Source organism: Flavobacterium sp. UW10123 (genome assembly GCF_040538975.1).
GTDB lineage: Bacteria > Bacteroidota > Bacteroidia > Flavobacteriales > Flavobacteriaceae > Flavobacterium.
Map to the genome: position 1 here is coordinate 138954 of NZ_JBEWQE010000010.1, position 15098 is coordinate 154051.

Sequence of the window (15098 nt, forward strand, 5' to 3'; positions counted from 1 at the left end):
TAGAATCATTCGTTATTCGTATCCATAATCATTTGTTAGCATCCCATTACTACCCTCAATAAAAACCTTCCAAATTGGCCAAAACTGTCTGTTGTTTGGATCAACTCCTGGTTTGTATAAAGTATTGATTTTAGTATCTGCTGTAGAGCCTGTCCAAGTCCATGTGAATTGCGAATAATCTGCTCCTGGATTTGCAATTTCTCCACGATTAAGACCATAAATATCTAAAGTCACATTATCCGATTTATATTTGTAGTATAAAGTTGACGGAACATCAGCATAATCACCTGTACGATCAGATAAGCTTTTCATTTTCACTTTAGCCTCATCTAATTTTGTTTTTAATAAATTCCAACGTATAAGAGCCTGTTTACGTTCCATCTCTCCTGTAAATTCATATTTGTTTTCATTAACAAGAGCATTAAACATTGCTCCTTTGCTAGTTAATGAGTTTACATAGTTTTCAACTTTAGCTGCCTGAGATGCTGCAGGAAATGCTCTTCTTCTAATTTCTTTTAGATATGGAGCTGCCGAGGCTGGGCCTTCTAATTCATTTGCGGCTTCTGCTGCTATTAAAAGGACTTCGGCATATCTCATATAAATTTTATTTACACCATCATCATTTGTTGATGTTACAAAACGAGTCATCCATTCGTAACGATATTTTCCAAAATACCAAGTATTTAATGCTCCTAATTCTTGTTTAGCGACATTATTTACTGCTGTGCCATATTTATAAGGAACACATGTTACATCTCTTCTAGTATCTTCTTGGTCATAATCATAAAAAACAGTAGGAAGTGGTCCCGCAGTTCCTCCACGATTCGCTCCATTTGCATGAAACTGGTCGTTTGTAGTATGTTTTACAGCAAAAGTAAACAACATGCGTCCTCTACCGTCTGAAAAAGGTATTTCCCATAAAGATTCTCCACCTGCAACTAGGTATTCCTGATTGTATTTTTTCCAGAATGTTTCAAACGAAGGCTCCAAATGTGCTGAACCACTTGTAATAACAGAACGAGATTCTGCCAATGCCAGAGCATACATATTTGCAACAGACAATTCAGGATCTGTACTTCTTCTGATACCGTCAGGATATTGTTGGTAACCACTGGCAGCCAATGCCAAACGGGCGCGAAATCCTTTTACGAACGCTTTATTAATTCTTTCTACACTACTTGTTGCAGCACTTCCACCTGGCCAAGGTACTAATGTTGCAGCTTCTCCTAAATCGGCAATAATCTGCTTGTAGATCACATCGCGACTTGATTTCGCCACATATAAAGTTTGATTATTTAACGGTTCAAATCTTGCCGGCACATCTCCCCATGCTTTTACTAAATCGGCATAATAAATAGCTCTTAAAGTTAATGCCTCACCTAATAAATATCCTAGCTCCGATCCAGGTGTTGGATTTCCGTAATTACGCAAACCTCTAATAGCAATATTAGCACGTTCAATACCTGAGTACATCATTGCCCAAGCATTATTAGTTGTATTCATTTGAGAGTTACCTGTTTGCGCATCATAAGTACACAAATCTGACGCATCACTTACCGTTTGAGAAGAGTTATACCATTCTGTATCTGTATTCATACCATAAAAAGGAAGATAACGGCCTCTATATGAATTCGTTTCTGCAAAAGGAATTTTTATTCCATCAATTGCGCCTTCAGCCAATCCTGGATTAGAAAAAATAACTGATTCATCTAATGTTGATTTTGCTGGGGCATCTAAGTAATCATCTGAGCAAGAAGTAAAAAAACTTGCAACAAACATTCCTGCTATTAATATTTTATGTTTCATCTTGTGAAAATTTAACTGAATTAGAAATTAAGGTTTAAACCAAATATCATCTGTCTACTTCTTGGATAAGCTGAATAATCAACCCCTGGAGTATACGGTGTCGCTCTTCTAGTTGAAGCTTCTGGGTCTTGACCTGAGTACTTAGTCCAAACAAAAACATTGCTAGCTGTCAAGTAAAATCTCAACTTAGAAACTCCTAAAGCAGAAGTTAAAGCATCTGGTGTAGTATAACCTAAACTTAAATTGTTAAGTCTTAAGAAAGACCCGTCTTCAACAGACCAATCAGTAAAAACATAACGAGGCATGTATGGAGACCACATTGTAGTATTTGCATTTAAAGCAGTCAACTGAGCAGGGTCGGTTACTATCTGCCCTGTATTAGGATCAAGATTTGTCCATCTTTTTCCATCTGCCATTTCAGAGCCTAAATTTCTATATTGTCCATTAGGAACCGAAGTAGAAAATTCTGTTTTATTTCCGTTGTATACATCGTTTCCAATACTCCAGTTAAAAGCTGCAGAAAGATCAAATCCATAAGCATTAGCATTTAACACCATACCTCCAGTGCTTTTTGGGTTCGCATTTCCTATAACAGTAAGATCTTTGCTATCTACAACATTGTCACCATTAATATCTTTTAATTTCATAACACCTGGCTTCATTGGACCAACGACAGTTTTAGCATCTGCAACTCCTGTTTTTAAAGTATAAGTTCCTGCATTATAATCAAAGTCTGAAACTTCATAACGTCCATCACTTTTATACCCATACATAATTCCTAGAGGTTGTCCTACGTTTACTAAATAATCTGCTGTGATTGAAGAAGAAGCCCATCCACTTGACCATGTAAAATCTTTCATTACACCAAGAGAGTTAATTCTGTTAGTATTGAATGCGGCATTAAATGATACGCTTACTCCATATTTAGGTCTTTCAATTAAGTTAAGGTTTAAAGTTGCCTCTACACCACTGTTTTGAATTTCACCCATATTTCTATACTGATAATCATAACCTCCAGAAATTGGGAAATTCATTAGCAAGTCTTTTGTTTTGTTTTTATAAAACTCAACAGATCCAGTTACTTTATTTTTGAAAAGATCGTAATCTAAACCAATATTTTGTGTTACAGTAGTTTCCCATTTCAAATCTGGATTAGCCATTGTTTTTGAAGCTGCCCAATAGCTATCTACTCCATTAATCCATGTAGATGTAGTAGATGCAAAACTTTGAACCATTTGTCCTGTCGGAATATTATTGTTTCCAGCTTCACCATAACTTACTCTTAATTTAAGCAAATTAACCCATGAAGCATTTTTCATAAATTCTTCTCCTGAAATTTTCCAAGCTGCTGCTGCTGCTGGAAAAAATCCCCATTTGTTACTTCCTAAGAACTTACTTGAACCATCGGCACGATAAGTCGCTGTTAAAAGATAACGATCTTTGTAATCATAATTTGCACGTCCGAAGAAAGAGAGTAATTTATCATCTGGGAAATAGAAATTATCAACTGAAACTGGTGTTCCTTGTGTAGTTAATTTCTTTGCCTCATCTAACTCAAAAGATAATGGGAATCCGTGAATTGTATTTGTCAAATCATTTCTATTATAATTAATAGACTCTTCTCCTAAAAGTAATTTTAAGCTATGGTTTTCTCCCATTATTTTTTTCAAATCATAGTTAAGAGTATTTGCATTTCTAAAACGAGTATCTTTTCTATCTGACATTATCAATGCAGGCATACCTTGTCTTTCTGCCGCTGGATTATTTTTCACATAATACGTTGTACGTCCATAGAAACGATAATCTTGGAAATTATAATTATCTAAACCTAATTCCGTTTTAAAAATTAAATCAGAAGTAAGTTTCCAAGAAAAACTTCCTAATGTATTGAAGTTCTTTCTAAACTGTTGGCGATTGTTATCGGTAATAGCTACAAAAGGATGAGTTAAATTATTAGAAACTGCTTCATCTGTATCATCTGTAGTTAGACCTGGGACAGGAATTGGTGCATATCCAACAATATTTTTCAAACGAGAATCTGCAGAAGAAGCCTCATTCTGTTCATTCATACCTGCACCATTAATTTCAGTATCTGAGTAACGTACTGTAAAACTTAAATCAATTTTATCTGAAGCTTTACTATTTAAAGCAAGAGACAAGTTATTTCTCTTAAAGTCCGACCCCAACATAATTGCTTTTTCATCATAATGCGCATAGTTGAAGTTATAGTTCATTTTTTCACTTCCGCCACGAATAGATAAGTCACGGCTTTGGACTTCTCCTGTACGTCCAAAAACTTGTTTCTGCCAGTTATTTCCTTTCATGCCTTTGTACATATCATAATCTTGCCAATTACCAAAATACTTAGTGTAAGAAACTGGATTACTCAAAATAGTTTTATCATTTTGATCAAGCAAAGCATATTCATACTGCCATTTTACGTAATCCTCTGGAGAAGTAACATCGATAGTATTAGCCAGTTTTTTCATTCCATAAAACATATTGAAGTTTACTGCTATTTTACCATCTTTACCTTTTTTAGTTGTAACGATAATAACACCATAAGCTCCTCGAGAACCATAAATTGCTGTAGATGACGCGTCTTTTAAAACGGTCATCGTTTCAATATCTGAAGAAGAAATATCATTGATATTATTTACTGGAAATCCATCTACAATATACAATGGAGAAGCGTCTTGGCTTAAAGACCCGTTTCCACGAATTCTAACCTGAACATTTGAATCTGGCGAACCTTCAGAACTGCTTACTGATACTCCGGCAATACGCCCTGTTAAAGCCTCCGCTACGTTTGGAACAGGAATTTTACGAGCTTCACTTCCCGAGAAAGTTGCAACAGCTCCAGTTAAATCAGATTTCTTAGAAGTTCCATATCCAATTACCACAACTTCATTTAAATTATTAGAATCCTCAGACATTGTTGCATTTACTTTCGTTTTCCCATCTGTAGAGATATCAATGCTTTTAAACCCAATAAAAGAAAAGCTTAATACTGCTTTCGGATTGGTCAGTTTTATTTTGTAATGCCCGTCAAAATCGGTAGAAGTTCCGTTCTTAGTTCCTTTTTCTAAGACGTTTACCCCAGGAAGAGAAAGTCCCGCGGCATCCTTCACGGTTCCCTCTATCGTTGTGCCCTGAGCGTGTACTTGACTACCGATCAATAAGCACAGTAAGAAAACAAGTTTAAAGCAAAAATTTGCTCCTTTGTTTAATAGTTCTTTAAAGTTCATGGTTGATTGTTTAAGTTATTAAAAGTTTTTTCTTGGTGGTTTTAGTGGTTTTTTGTGGTTACTTTCAATTCATTTTTAGCTATATTTTTGGTTTTTATTTAACAGTAATTTATTTATCTCTTCAACAAAACTTTAGTCAAGCTTCATTTTTCCTTCTTATTACTTAATCGATTTCGAACATTGCAAAAAAAAGTTGTAATCGATTACACAAACATAGATATTTTTTTTAAACGAAAAATAAAATTTCCCAAAAAAATCCCAAAATAAACTATATAATAAAATTTTTATCGCCTTTTTATGTGACATGTATAATTTACATCACTTTAAAATATTAAAAATATTATTATTAATCGTTCATTTGATTTGATTATTGCAAAAAAAACAATCGATTACAAGAATATTAATTACGAAATCATCAGGTGTTATTTTTACACTTAAAAAGTTAAAATACTCTTAAAAAAATTTGAAAAAAATCGTCCGTTTTTTAAAATTTACAACGATTTTACCTATAAATAAAATCACCAAAGTGACAGAAAAAGTAATTTTGACCATAAGTTTACTTTTTTCAAAGCACAAAAAAAGCCCTTAAACAAAAGTTAAGGGCTTTACAGAATTAAATTCTAAGTATTTAAATGCGTTGCAACTGCAATTGTTTTTGGTGTAACCTCATCAATATAACTGTTATAATCATTCCTAAAATCGACATCACAACTCCGATTAAATTAGGAGAAGAATAACTGAATCCTGCTGCCAAGGGCAAGCCTCCCAAAAATGCACCTAAAGCATTACCAATATTAAAACTTCCTTGAAGCGAAGCTGAAGCAATCATCTCTGCTCCTTTTGCGGTACGAATCATCAGCATTTGAATTGGTGCAATAACCGAGAACGAAATGGCACCTGTTAAGAAAGTTAAAAATAAAGACATATATTGATTGAATGAAAAGAAGTAAACCAAAACTAAATCGGTAGACATAACAAGCAATAAAGCCAAAGTTGTTGGAGCTGGCGAAAAACGATCTGCCAGTTTACCTCCCACAAAATTACCAACCACCATTCCTAATCCAGCTAAAACCAAGATTGACGAAACATCTTCTGGTGAAAATTTTGACACATTAATTAATAAAGGAGCAATATAACTGATCCAAGCAAAAAGACCTCCAAAACCAATTGCCGTGATTCCAATAATTAGCCAAGCCTCGGTTTTCTTAAAAAATTGAAGTTGGGTTTTCATATTTACGCTTTCTCCTTTTTCCAAATTCGGCATCCATAAATAAATAGCCAAAAATGTCAGCAATCCTACAATAGCAATCAATACAAAAGTATAACGCCAAATAAAGTGATGCCCGATATAAGTTCCGATTGGCACACCTATCAAATTTGCAATAGTTAAACCAGCAAACATAATTGAGATTGCCTGGGCTTCTTTTCCTTTATCTGCCAAACGGCTTGCGACTACCGCTCCCACTCCAAAGAATGCTCCATGAGGCAGACCTGAAAGAAAACGAGATGCAAATAAAACATTATAATCGGGAGCAATAATTGACAAAGCATTAAAAACCGCCAGCATCAAAGCTAAAATCAAAAGCATTTTTTTTGGCGCATAATTTCTTCCTGCGATTACTAATAAAGGTGCTCCAATAACAACTCCAAGTGCATAAGCTGAAATTAAATATCCAGCAACCGGAATTGAAACCTTCATATCTGAAGCAATATCTGGGAGTAATCCCATCATTACAAATTCTGTAATTCCAATAGTTAACCCTCCTAAAGAGAGTGCAATAAGACTTTTTTTCATTTTGATTTAATGTAGAAAGGAATAGATTTCTACGTTGCAAATTTAACACTGTTAGCTCAATCAGAAATTGTATATTTGTGACATAAAATTGTAATTTTAAGTTATGCCTAAATTGAATCAGTTTAAAACACTTGTTCTTGACGAGTTTGAAGAAGAAAAATTCCATCTTCCTCCGCATACACATACGTATTACGAAATCATTTACATCAAGAAAGGAACCGGCATTCATCATTTGAATAATAACCTTTTGCCTTATAAAGCAGGAGATCTCTTTGTAATTTCACCAGATGATGAACATTATTTTGATATAAAGAAAAGCACACGATTCATTTTTATCAAATTCACTGACAATTATTTCAACTCTAAGCAGAATCTAACTTGCGACGATTTTTTAGTGAATACTCCAGAGAGTTTCATGCGCGATAAAATCCTAAAAGAAACTGTTTTGAAATTTGACGAACCTTGTAAAACGATTCTAAAAAACACAGTTGAAAACATTGTTACTTATGGACATTATATAGATGTTACCTCTTCTCCTATTGTTTTCTATCAGATTCTTTCCCTTTTTGGTTTAATTAAAGAAACAATCCGAGGTATGAATTTACAGATGAAATCGACTCATTTGGATAATGAACAAATTGCAAATTATATACACCAGAATATTTATCAGCCTAAATTGGTTCAGATAAAAGTTATTGCAGAACATTTTAATATCGCTCAGACCTATTTTAGTGCTTATTTTAAGCGAACATTCAGTATCAGTTATCGCGAATACATTCATAATTTAAGATTGACTTTAATCGAAAAAAGATTTCACAACAACCAATTGCCGATTAAACAGATTGCATACGAATTTGGTTTTACAGACGAAAGTCATTTGACCAATTATTTCAAGAAACGTAAAAACATGAAACCAACAGATTTCAAGAAACTCTAGTTAGCGAAATCTTAAAAAGTAATTTCCTCGAACATTTTTAACTAAATTTGTGCTATTAAAAACAATTTCTTGAGCAAGAAAATCCACATAATACTGCTTTTTATAACACTTAGTTTCTTTTTGAATCCAAGTTATACTTACGCATGCCATACTGGATACTCTAAAGAAATTACTGCCAAAGAAGAAAACAGCTGTTCAAAAAAATGCTGTGAAAAGAAAACTTCAAAACAAGAAAAACACAATTGCGAAGGAAAATGCCGTCATACTGGTTGTAATACCTCAGTATTAAACCTTCTTTTAACTATTAATGATTTTGATTTCCAAAACGATGTTTTCAATTTTTCTCTAAAAAATACTATTTCATCTTATAGTAATTCTACTATTTCTTCTGGATTTCCTTCTATTTGGCTGAAGCCGAAAATATAATATTTGTATTTACGATAGCCCATATTGGGTCTTTTTTAAAACGAAATTTTTAATTAATTTTAAAGGAAATAAATCCTTTACTTAAATATTATATACAAATGAAAAAATCAATTATAGCTTTAGCAACAGCAGTAACAGTATTATTTACTGCAAATACTATCCAAGCAAAAACAAATAATTCTGCTTTAACAGAAATTGAAATGGCAGATTCTCAATTACAATCTGTTTACGATGCTTATTTTTCAGTAAAAGATGCACTTATTAAAAGTGATAGCAAACTAACTTCAGCGAAAGCTGCAACTTTGTTGACTGCCATTTCCGCGGTTAAAATGGACAAATTAAAAAGCAACGAACATACCGTTTGGATGAAAGTGGTAAAAAAATTAACCGCCGATGCCAAAAGTATCTCGTCAACTACAGATCTTAAAAAACAGCGAGAGACTTTTAAATCTTTATCTAAAAGTACTTACGATTTAATAAAAGTTTCAACCCCAAGTGAACCGATCTACAAACAATATTGCCCAATGGCAGATGCTGATTGGTTAAGCAAAGAAAAAGCAGTTAAGAATCCGTACTACGGTTCTTCTATGCTAACTTGCGGAAATGTGGTAGAAACAATCAAATAAATATGAAGCTTTACATCAAAAATATGGTGTGCAGCCGATGCAAAATGGTAGTGAAGTCTGAGTTCGAAAAACTCGGACTTCAACCTATTTCTGTAGAATTAGGAGAAGTTGAGTTACAAGAAGAAATCAGCGACGAGCAAAAAGAAGTTTTATTAGAAAATCTTCAAGCCTTAGGTTTTGATTTAATTGATGATAAAAAAACAAAGACCGTCGAAAGAATAAAAAACCTGATCGTCGATTTGGTTCATCATAAAAACAATGATTTAAAAATCAACCTATCAGAATATCTGGCAGAAAACCTCAACCAGGATTATAATTCACTGAGCAACTTATTTTCGGAAATTGAGAATACAACTATCGAAAAGTATTTCATTAGCCAGAAAATTGAAAAGGTAAAAGAATTGTTGATATACAACGAGCTTTCACTAAGCGAAATCGCCGATATTCTTAACTACAGCAATGTGGCACATTTAAGTAATCAATTCAAAAAAATAACAGGCTTTACCCCTACTTCTTTCAAACAGTCAAAAGATAAAATGCGTATTCAGATCGAGAATATTTAGTGGTTTCTTAACCGCAAAGTGCGCTAAGGTTTACGAAAAGTTTTTTAGCCACAGATTATCAAGGATTAAAAGGATTTTAAAATCTATGTTAATCTTTTTAATCTGTGGCTAACTTTTTATGCGCAAAGCTTTGAGAACTCTCTAATCTTTAAACAAACAAAACTTAGTGCTATTTGCGTAAATCTTAGCGCTCTTTACGATAAAAAAACAGCATTTAGTAAATCTTACAAATCATTCCCAAAATTCTACAAACCGAACTCACAGATAGTTCGGAAATTTGCATTGTAATACTTAAAAACCAATACAATGACTCATCAATATATAATTTCAGGAATGTCGTGCAATGGATGCCGAACTAAAGTCGAAAAAACTTTAAATGAAGTCGAAGGCGTTCATGCAGAAGTTAGTTTGAATCCGCCAACAGCAACCATAACAATGGATAAGCATGTGCCGACAGAAAAATTTCAGGAAATTTTATCGGCTGCGGGGAATTATACTATCGAAATGGATTCTCCTAAAAATCATGGAGAAACCAAATCTTGCTGTTCGAGTCATAAAAAAGAGCATCACGATCATCATAAAGCAACAACTAAAAAAGTACACCAGCACAGTGCAAATGGCGTTTATTACTGTCCAATGCATTGCGAAGGCGACAAAACATACAATAAACCCGGAGATTGTCCAGTTTGCGGAATGGATTTAGTTCCGCAAGTTGCTATAACTGCAGCACAATTTACTTGCCCGATGCATCCAGAAATCGTTTCAAACGAGCCGGGCGATTGTCCAATCTGCGGAATGGATTTAGTTCCGATGCAGGCTTCAGAAAGTGAAGAAAATAAAACCTACACTGATTTATTGAAGAAAATGAAAGTTGCGATTTTGTTTACGCTTCCTATTTTCATTATTTCAATGTCAGAAATGATTCCGAATAATCCGCTTTACAATATAATGTCTATTGAAAAATGGAATTGGGTTCAGCTTTTATTTTCTATTCCCGTTTTGTTTTATGCAGGATGGATGTTTTTCGTTCGCGCATACAAATCAATTGTGACTTGGAATTTAAACATGTTTACATTAATAGGAATCGGAACAAGTGTTGCATTCCTATTTAGTATTGTCGGAATGTTTTTTCCAGATATTTTTCCTTCGGAATTCAAATCACATCACGGAACGATTCATTTGTATTTTGAAGCTGCGACTGTAATTATCACTTTGGTTTTATTAGGACAATTACTGGAAGCCAAAGCTCATGGACAAACAAATGGGGCAATAAAAGAATTATTAAAATTAGCACCAACTGAGGCAACTTTGGTTGAAAACGGTGTAGATAAAGTAATCTCCATTCACAATATCAAAAAAGGTGATTTACTTCGTGTAAAACCCGGAGAAAAAATTCCGGTTGACGGAAAAATAACTACTGGAGAAAGTAGTATTGATGAATCTATGATTACAGGAGAGCCAATTCCGGTAGACAAAAAAACAGGCGATGCAGTAATTTCAGGAACTATAAATGGTACAAAATCATTTGTTATGATTGCCGAAAAAGTAGGTTCAGAAACTATGCTTTCACAAATTATCCAAATGGTAAATGATGCCAGCAGATCTCGCGCTCCTATTCAGAAATTAGCCGATCGCGTTTCTAAATATTTTGTTCCAACTGTAGTTATCATTTCTATTGTAACCTTTTTTATCTGGGCAAAATTTGGCCCAGAACCCGCTTATGTCTACGGATTAATCAATGCGATTGCTGTTCTTATTATTGCTTGTCCTTGTGCGCTCGGATTAGCAACTCCGATGTCAGTTATGGTTGGTGTTGGAAAAGGCGCTCAAAACGGAATCTTGATCAAAAATGCCGAAGCGTTGGAAAACATGAATAAAATTGATGTTTTAATTACCGACAAAACTGGAACAATTACCGAAGGAAAACCATCTGTAGAAAAAATTTATGCAATAAATAATGACGAAGATTTTCTGCTTCAAAACATTGCTTCATTAAATCAGCATAGCGAACATCCACTTGCGCAGGCTGTTGTAAATTTCGCTAAAGCAAAAAATAGTTCATTAAAAGAAGTTCAAGGCTTCGAAACTATTGCAGGAAAAGGAGTTTTAGGGACTATAGAAAACATAAGTGTCGCTTTAGGAAACAAAAAATTAATGGCTGAAATTGGTGCTTGGGTTTCTACCGATTTAGAACAAAAAGTAATTTTTGAACAGAATTTAGGAAAAACTATTTCGTACATCGCTATTGAAAAAAGCGTTTTAGGTTTCGTAGCCATTACTGATGCCATCAAAGAAAACAGCGCAAAAGCTATTAAAGAATTAATCGCTCAAGGTGTTGAGGTAATCATGATGACTGGTGACAATCTTAATACAGCAAAAGCAGTTGCCGAACATTTGCATTTGAGTTCTTTTAAAGCAGATTGTCTTCCAGAAGATAAACTGAAAGAAATCGAACGTCTGCAAGCTCAAGGAAAAATTGTGGCGATGGCGGGCGATGGAATCAACGACGCTCCTGCTTTAGCGCAATCTAATATTGGAATTGCAATGGGAACCGGAACTGATGTTGCGATTGAAAGTGCTAAAATCACTTTGGTAAAAGGCGATTTAAACGGAATTGTAAAAGCCAAAAACCTCAGCCATGCTGTAATGTCAAATATCAAACAGAATTTATTCTTTGCTTTTATCTATAACACTTTGGGCGTGCCAATTGCAGCTGGAATTTTATTTCCGTTTTTAGGAATATTGCTTTCGCCGATGCTAGCTGCGGTGGCAATGAGTTTGAGTTCTGTATCCGTAATCGTAAATGCTTTGCGATTGAGAAATTTAAAATTGTAAGTTGGAGTGAAATTATTTTAAACACATAGAAACATTTTTGGTAGACGATTAAAAAAGGCGTTCACTAATTTAAATGACGCTGTGCGAAAAAAAATAGACAAAAAAATACGCTTCGGAGAAGCGAAATATTTATAGATAATAGTATTAGTATCGATAGTAAAGCTCCAGCGGAGCGACATCTTTTTTTTTCATTGACCATATATTTCGCTCCGCTGGAGCTCTTTTATATCAACGTAATTGAATTTCTATAAATATTTAGCTCCGCTGGAGCTTAACAAAATTAAATTGTACTCAATTTATTTAAAATTATAATCTATGACGAAAATCAAATATATCCTTATCCTTTCTTTAATTGCTTTTCAGCTAAAGGCTCAAAAAGTAGTACGTTACGATTTGCATGTTCGTGATACGATTGTTAATTTTTCGGGTAAAGAAAAACGCGCGATTGCAGTAAATGGACAAATTCCGATGCCGACGCTGACTTTTACCGAAGGTGATATTGCAGAAATTTATGTGCATAACGAATTAAAAAAGGAAACCACTTCCATGCACTGGCACGGACTTTTTCTACCCAATAAAGAAGACGGAGTTCCCTATTTAACACAAATGCCTATTGAACCTGGCACTACTCATAAATATACATTTCCAATTATTCAGAACGGAACGTATTGGTATCATAGTCATTCTGGCTTGCAGGAACAAATTGGTTTATATGGACTGTTTATCATCAATAAGAAAAAAGACGATTCTACTATCAGAAAAGGAATTGACGATTTGCCGACAATTCCAGTCATTTTAAGTGAATGGTCAGATTTGAAACCTGAAAATATTCAGCGAATGCTGCACAATGCCAATGACTGGTTTGCTATCAAAAAAGGAACTACGCAAAGTTATGCCGAAGCGATAAAACAAGGACATTTTTCGACCAAAGTTACAAACGAATGGAAACGAATGAACGCGATGGATGTAAGTGATGTTTATTATGAAAAATTTCTGCTTAATGGAAAAAACGAACAGCAGTTTTCAGATCTTAAACCAGGTTCAAAAGTTAGGTTGCGAATTGCCAACGGCGGCGCTTCAAGTTATTTCTGGCTGACTTATGGCGGAGGAAAAATCACCGTTGTGGCCAGCGATGGAAATGACGTAGAACCTGTAGAAGTTGATCGTTTGATTATTGCAGTTTCTGAAACTTATGATGTTGTGGTTACAATTCCTGAAGATAATAAAGCCTTTGCTTTTTTGGCTACAGCTGAAGATAGAACAGGATCTGCATCTTTGTTTTTAGGAAATGGCGAAAAACAGCCTGTTCATCATCTTTCGAAATTAGAATATTTTGAAGGCATGAAAATGATGAACGACATGATGAAAATCAACGGCGACATGAACGACATGGGCATGAATATGTCTCTCAACAAAATGGATATGAATGCCGTAATGTATCCTGAAATTTCGGGTGAAGATGAAAATACAAAACCTGCAATGGATCATTCCAATCATAATATGGAAGGAATGAAAATGGAAAGTGACAGTACTGAAACTTCTGAAATTATGACTTTGAATTACGGAATGCTGAAATCTCCGTTTAAAACCAATCTTCCAAAAGATGCTCCTGTAAAAGAATTGCGTTTTACGCTTTCTGGAAATATGAATCGTTACGTTTGGAGTTTGGACAATAAAGTAGTTTCTGAAACCGATAAAATTTTAATTAAAAAAGGAGAAAACGTTCGTATCGTTTTATACAACGGTTCGATGATGCGCCACCCAATGCACTTACACGGTCATGATTTTAGAATCTTGAATGAACACGGCGATTATTCTCCGCTGAAAAATGTGATAGATATTATGCCAATGGAAACCGATACCATCGAATTTCAGGCAAATGCCGATGGCGACTGGTTTTTTCACTGTCATATTTTATATCACATGATGGCTGGAATGGGAAGAATTTTTACTTACGAAAATTCAGCACCAAATCCGTTAATACATCATCCTGAAATGGCTTTTAAAATGCTAAAAATGGATGATCGTATGTTTCATTTTATGGCAGAAAATGATTTTGCTACGAATGGAAATGATGGTGAAGCAATGTTTAGCAATACAAGATGGAGTATTGGAACGGAATGGAGATTGGGTTACAACGACAAACATGGTTACGAAACTGAAACACATATTGGCCGTTACATTGGAAAAAATCAATGGTTCATGCCTTTTATCGGTTTTGATTGGCGTTACCGAAAAATGGGAATGGACGAACAGGAACAAAATCTCTGGGGACAAAAAAACACCAAAGACAACCGTTCGGTTTTCAGTTTGGGAGCTGAATATACTTTGCCAATGCTCATAAAAGCACAAGTCGAGGTTTATACGGACGGAAATGTAAGAGTACAATTTGAAAGAAAAGATATTCCGCTTTCGCAGAGACTTAGAATGAATTTAATGTGGAATACGGATAAAGAATATATGGCTGGTTTAAAATATATTGTTGCCCGTAACTTCGGAATCACAACGCATTATGATAGCGATATGGGAATTGGATTTGGGGTTAATCTTAACTATTAAATACAATGGGGGAAGGCTTTACAACTCATTAACAGATTTTACAAAAACATTAACAATTTGTAAGAATCAGCTATAAGAATTCGGATTATATTTGATTTACCAATTATAATCTCTAACACAAAAAACATTTAAACAAAATGACAAAAGTAATCACCGTAGTAACAGTAGCTTTATTTTCGATTGGCGTAATGGCTCAAGAAACGAAACCTGCAACAAAAGAAAAAGCAAAGAAAGAATCTTGTTGCAAAAAGACATCAACTGATAAAAAAGATAAAAAGTCTTGTTGCGTTAAAAAATAATTGA

10 protein-coding genes are annotated in these 15098 nt (G+C 34.3%); 7 read left to right on the plus strand and 3 right to left on the minus strand.

Going from position 1 to position 15098, the window contains the following annotated elements:
• Positions 1–12: 12 nt before the first annotated feature.
• The 3 genes from ABXT06_RS13290 to ABXT06_RS13300 form a co-directional block, all read right to left on the minus strand.
• Positions 13–1806, minus strand: a complete 1794-nt coding sequence (locus ABXT06_RS13290) for a RagB/SusD family nutrient uptake outer membrane protein (protein ID WP_354591177.1) — start codon at positions 1804–1806, stop codon at positions 13–15.
• A 20-nt stretch (positions 1807–1826) separates the two neighbouring features.
• Positions 1827–5054 carry a SusC/RagA family TonB-linked outer membrane protein gene (locus ABXT06_RS13295; protein WP_354591178.1) on the minus strand — a complete coding sequence of 1076 codons (3228 nt, stop codon included), beginning with the start codon at positions 5052–5054 and terminating at the stop codon, positions 1827–1829.
• A gap of 628 nt (positions 5055–5682) precedes the next feature.
• Positions 5683–6849 (minus strand): MFS transporter, encoded by a 1167-nt coding sequence (locus ABXT06_RS13300; protein WP_354591179.1) that lies wholly within the window; start codon positions 6847–6849, stop codon positions 5683–5685.
• A gap of 103 nt (positions 6850–6952) precedes the next feature.
• On the opposite strand from ABXT06_RS13300, the gene ABXT06_RS13305 reads away from it, so the two are divergent.
• The 7 genes from ABXT06_RS13305 to ABXT06_RS13335 all read left to right on the plus strand — a co-directional run bounded on the left by ABXT06_RS13305 (position 6953) and on the right by ABXT06_RS13335 (position 15094).
• The gene (locus ABXT06_RS13305) at positions 6953–7786 is read left to right on the plus strand and encodes an AraC family transcriptional regulator (protein WP_354591180.1); all 834 of its coding nucleotides are present in this window, start codon (positions 6953–6955) and stop codon (positions 7784–7786) included.
• A 69-nt stretch (positions 7787–7855) separates the two neighbouring features.
• Positions 7856–8212 carry a hypothetical protein gene (locus ABXT06_RS13310; RefSeq protein WP_354591181.1) on the plus strand — a complete coding sequence of 119 codons (357 nt, stop codon included), beginning with the start codon at positions 7856–7858 and terminating at the stop codon, positions 8210–8212.
• A 98-nt stretch (positions 8213–8310) separates the two neighbouring features.
• Complete coding sequence (locus ABXT06_RS13315; protein WP_354591182.1) at positions 8311–8838, plus strand: DUF3347 domain-containing protein; 528 nt, start codon at positions 8311–8313, stop codon at positions 8836–8838.
• Between the two features lie 2 nt (positions 8839–8840).
• The gene (locus ABXT06_RS13320) at positions 8841–9401 is read left to right on the plus strand and encodes an AraC family transcriptional regulator (protein ID WP_354591183.1); all 561 of its coding nucleotides are present in this window, start codon (positions 8841–8843) and stop codon (positions 9399–9401) included.
• Positions 9402–9707: 306 nt separating this feature from the next.
• Positions 9708–12236: a heavy metal translocating P-type ATPase gene (locus tag ABXT06_RS13325; protein ID WP_354591184.1), complete on the plus strand. Its 2529-nt coding sequence runs from the start codon at positions 9708–9710 to the stop codon at positions 12234–12236.
• Between the two features lie 315 nt (positions 12237–12551).
• Complete coding sequence (locus tag ABXT06_RS13330) at positions 12552–14795, plus strand: multicopper oxidase family protein (RefSeq protein WP_354591185.1); 2244 nt, start codon at positions 12552–12554, stop codon at positions 14793–14795.
• A 137-nt stretch (positions 14796–14932) separates the two neighbouring features.
• Positions 14933–15094 (plus strand): hypothetical protein, encoded by a 162-nt coding sequence (locus ABXT06_RS13335; protein ID WP_354591186.1) that lies wholly within the window; start codon positions 14933–14935, stop codon positions 15092–15094.
• The last annotated feature ends 4 nt before the right edge of the window (positions 15095–15098 follow it).

Coding starts and splice junctions, on each gene's coding strand:
- ABXT06_RS13305 (WP_354591180.1), top strand. CDS start 6,953: ATGCCTAAATTGAATCAGTTTAAAACACTTGTTCTTGACGAGTTTGAA.
- ABXT06_RS13315 (WP_354591182.1), top strand. CDS start 8,311: ATGAAAAAATCAATTATAGCTTTAGCAACAGCAGTAACAGTATTATTT.
- ABXT06_RS13330 (WP_354591185.1), top strand. CDS start 12,552: ATGACGAAAATCAAATATATCCTTATCCTTTCTTTAATTGCTTTTCAG.
- ABXT06_RS13325 (WP_354591184.1), top strand. CDS start 9,708: ATGACTCATCAATATATAATTTCAGGAATGTCGTGCAATGGATGCCGA.
- ABXT06_RS13290 (WP_354591177.1), bottom strand. CDS start 1,806: ATGAAACATAAAATATTAATAGCAGGAATGTTTGTTGCAAGTTTTTTT.
- ABXT06_RS13335 (WP_354591186.1), top strand. CDS start 14,933: ATGACAAAAGTAATCACCGTAGTAACAGTAGCTTTATTTTCGATTGGC.
- ABXT06_RS13300 (WP_354591179.1), bottom strand. CDS start 6,849: ATGAAAAAAAGTCTTATTGCACTCTCTTTAGGAGGGTTAACTATTGGA.
- ABXT06_RS13320 (WP_354591183.1), top strand. CDS start 8,841: ATGAAGCTTTACATCAAAAATATGGTGTGCAGCCGATGCAAAATGGTA.
- ABXT06_RS13295 (WP_354591178.1), bottom strand. CDS start 5,054: ATGAACTTTAAAGAACTATTAAACAAAGGAGCAAATTTTTGCTTTAAA.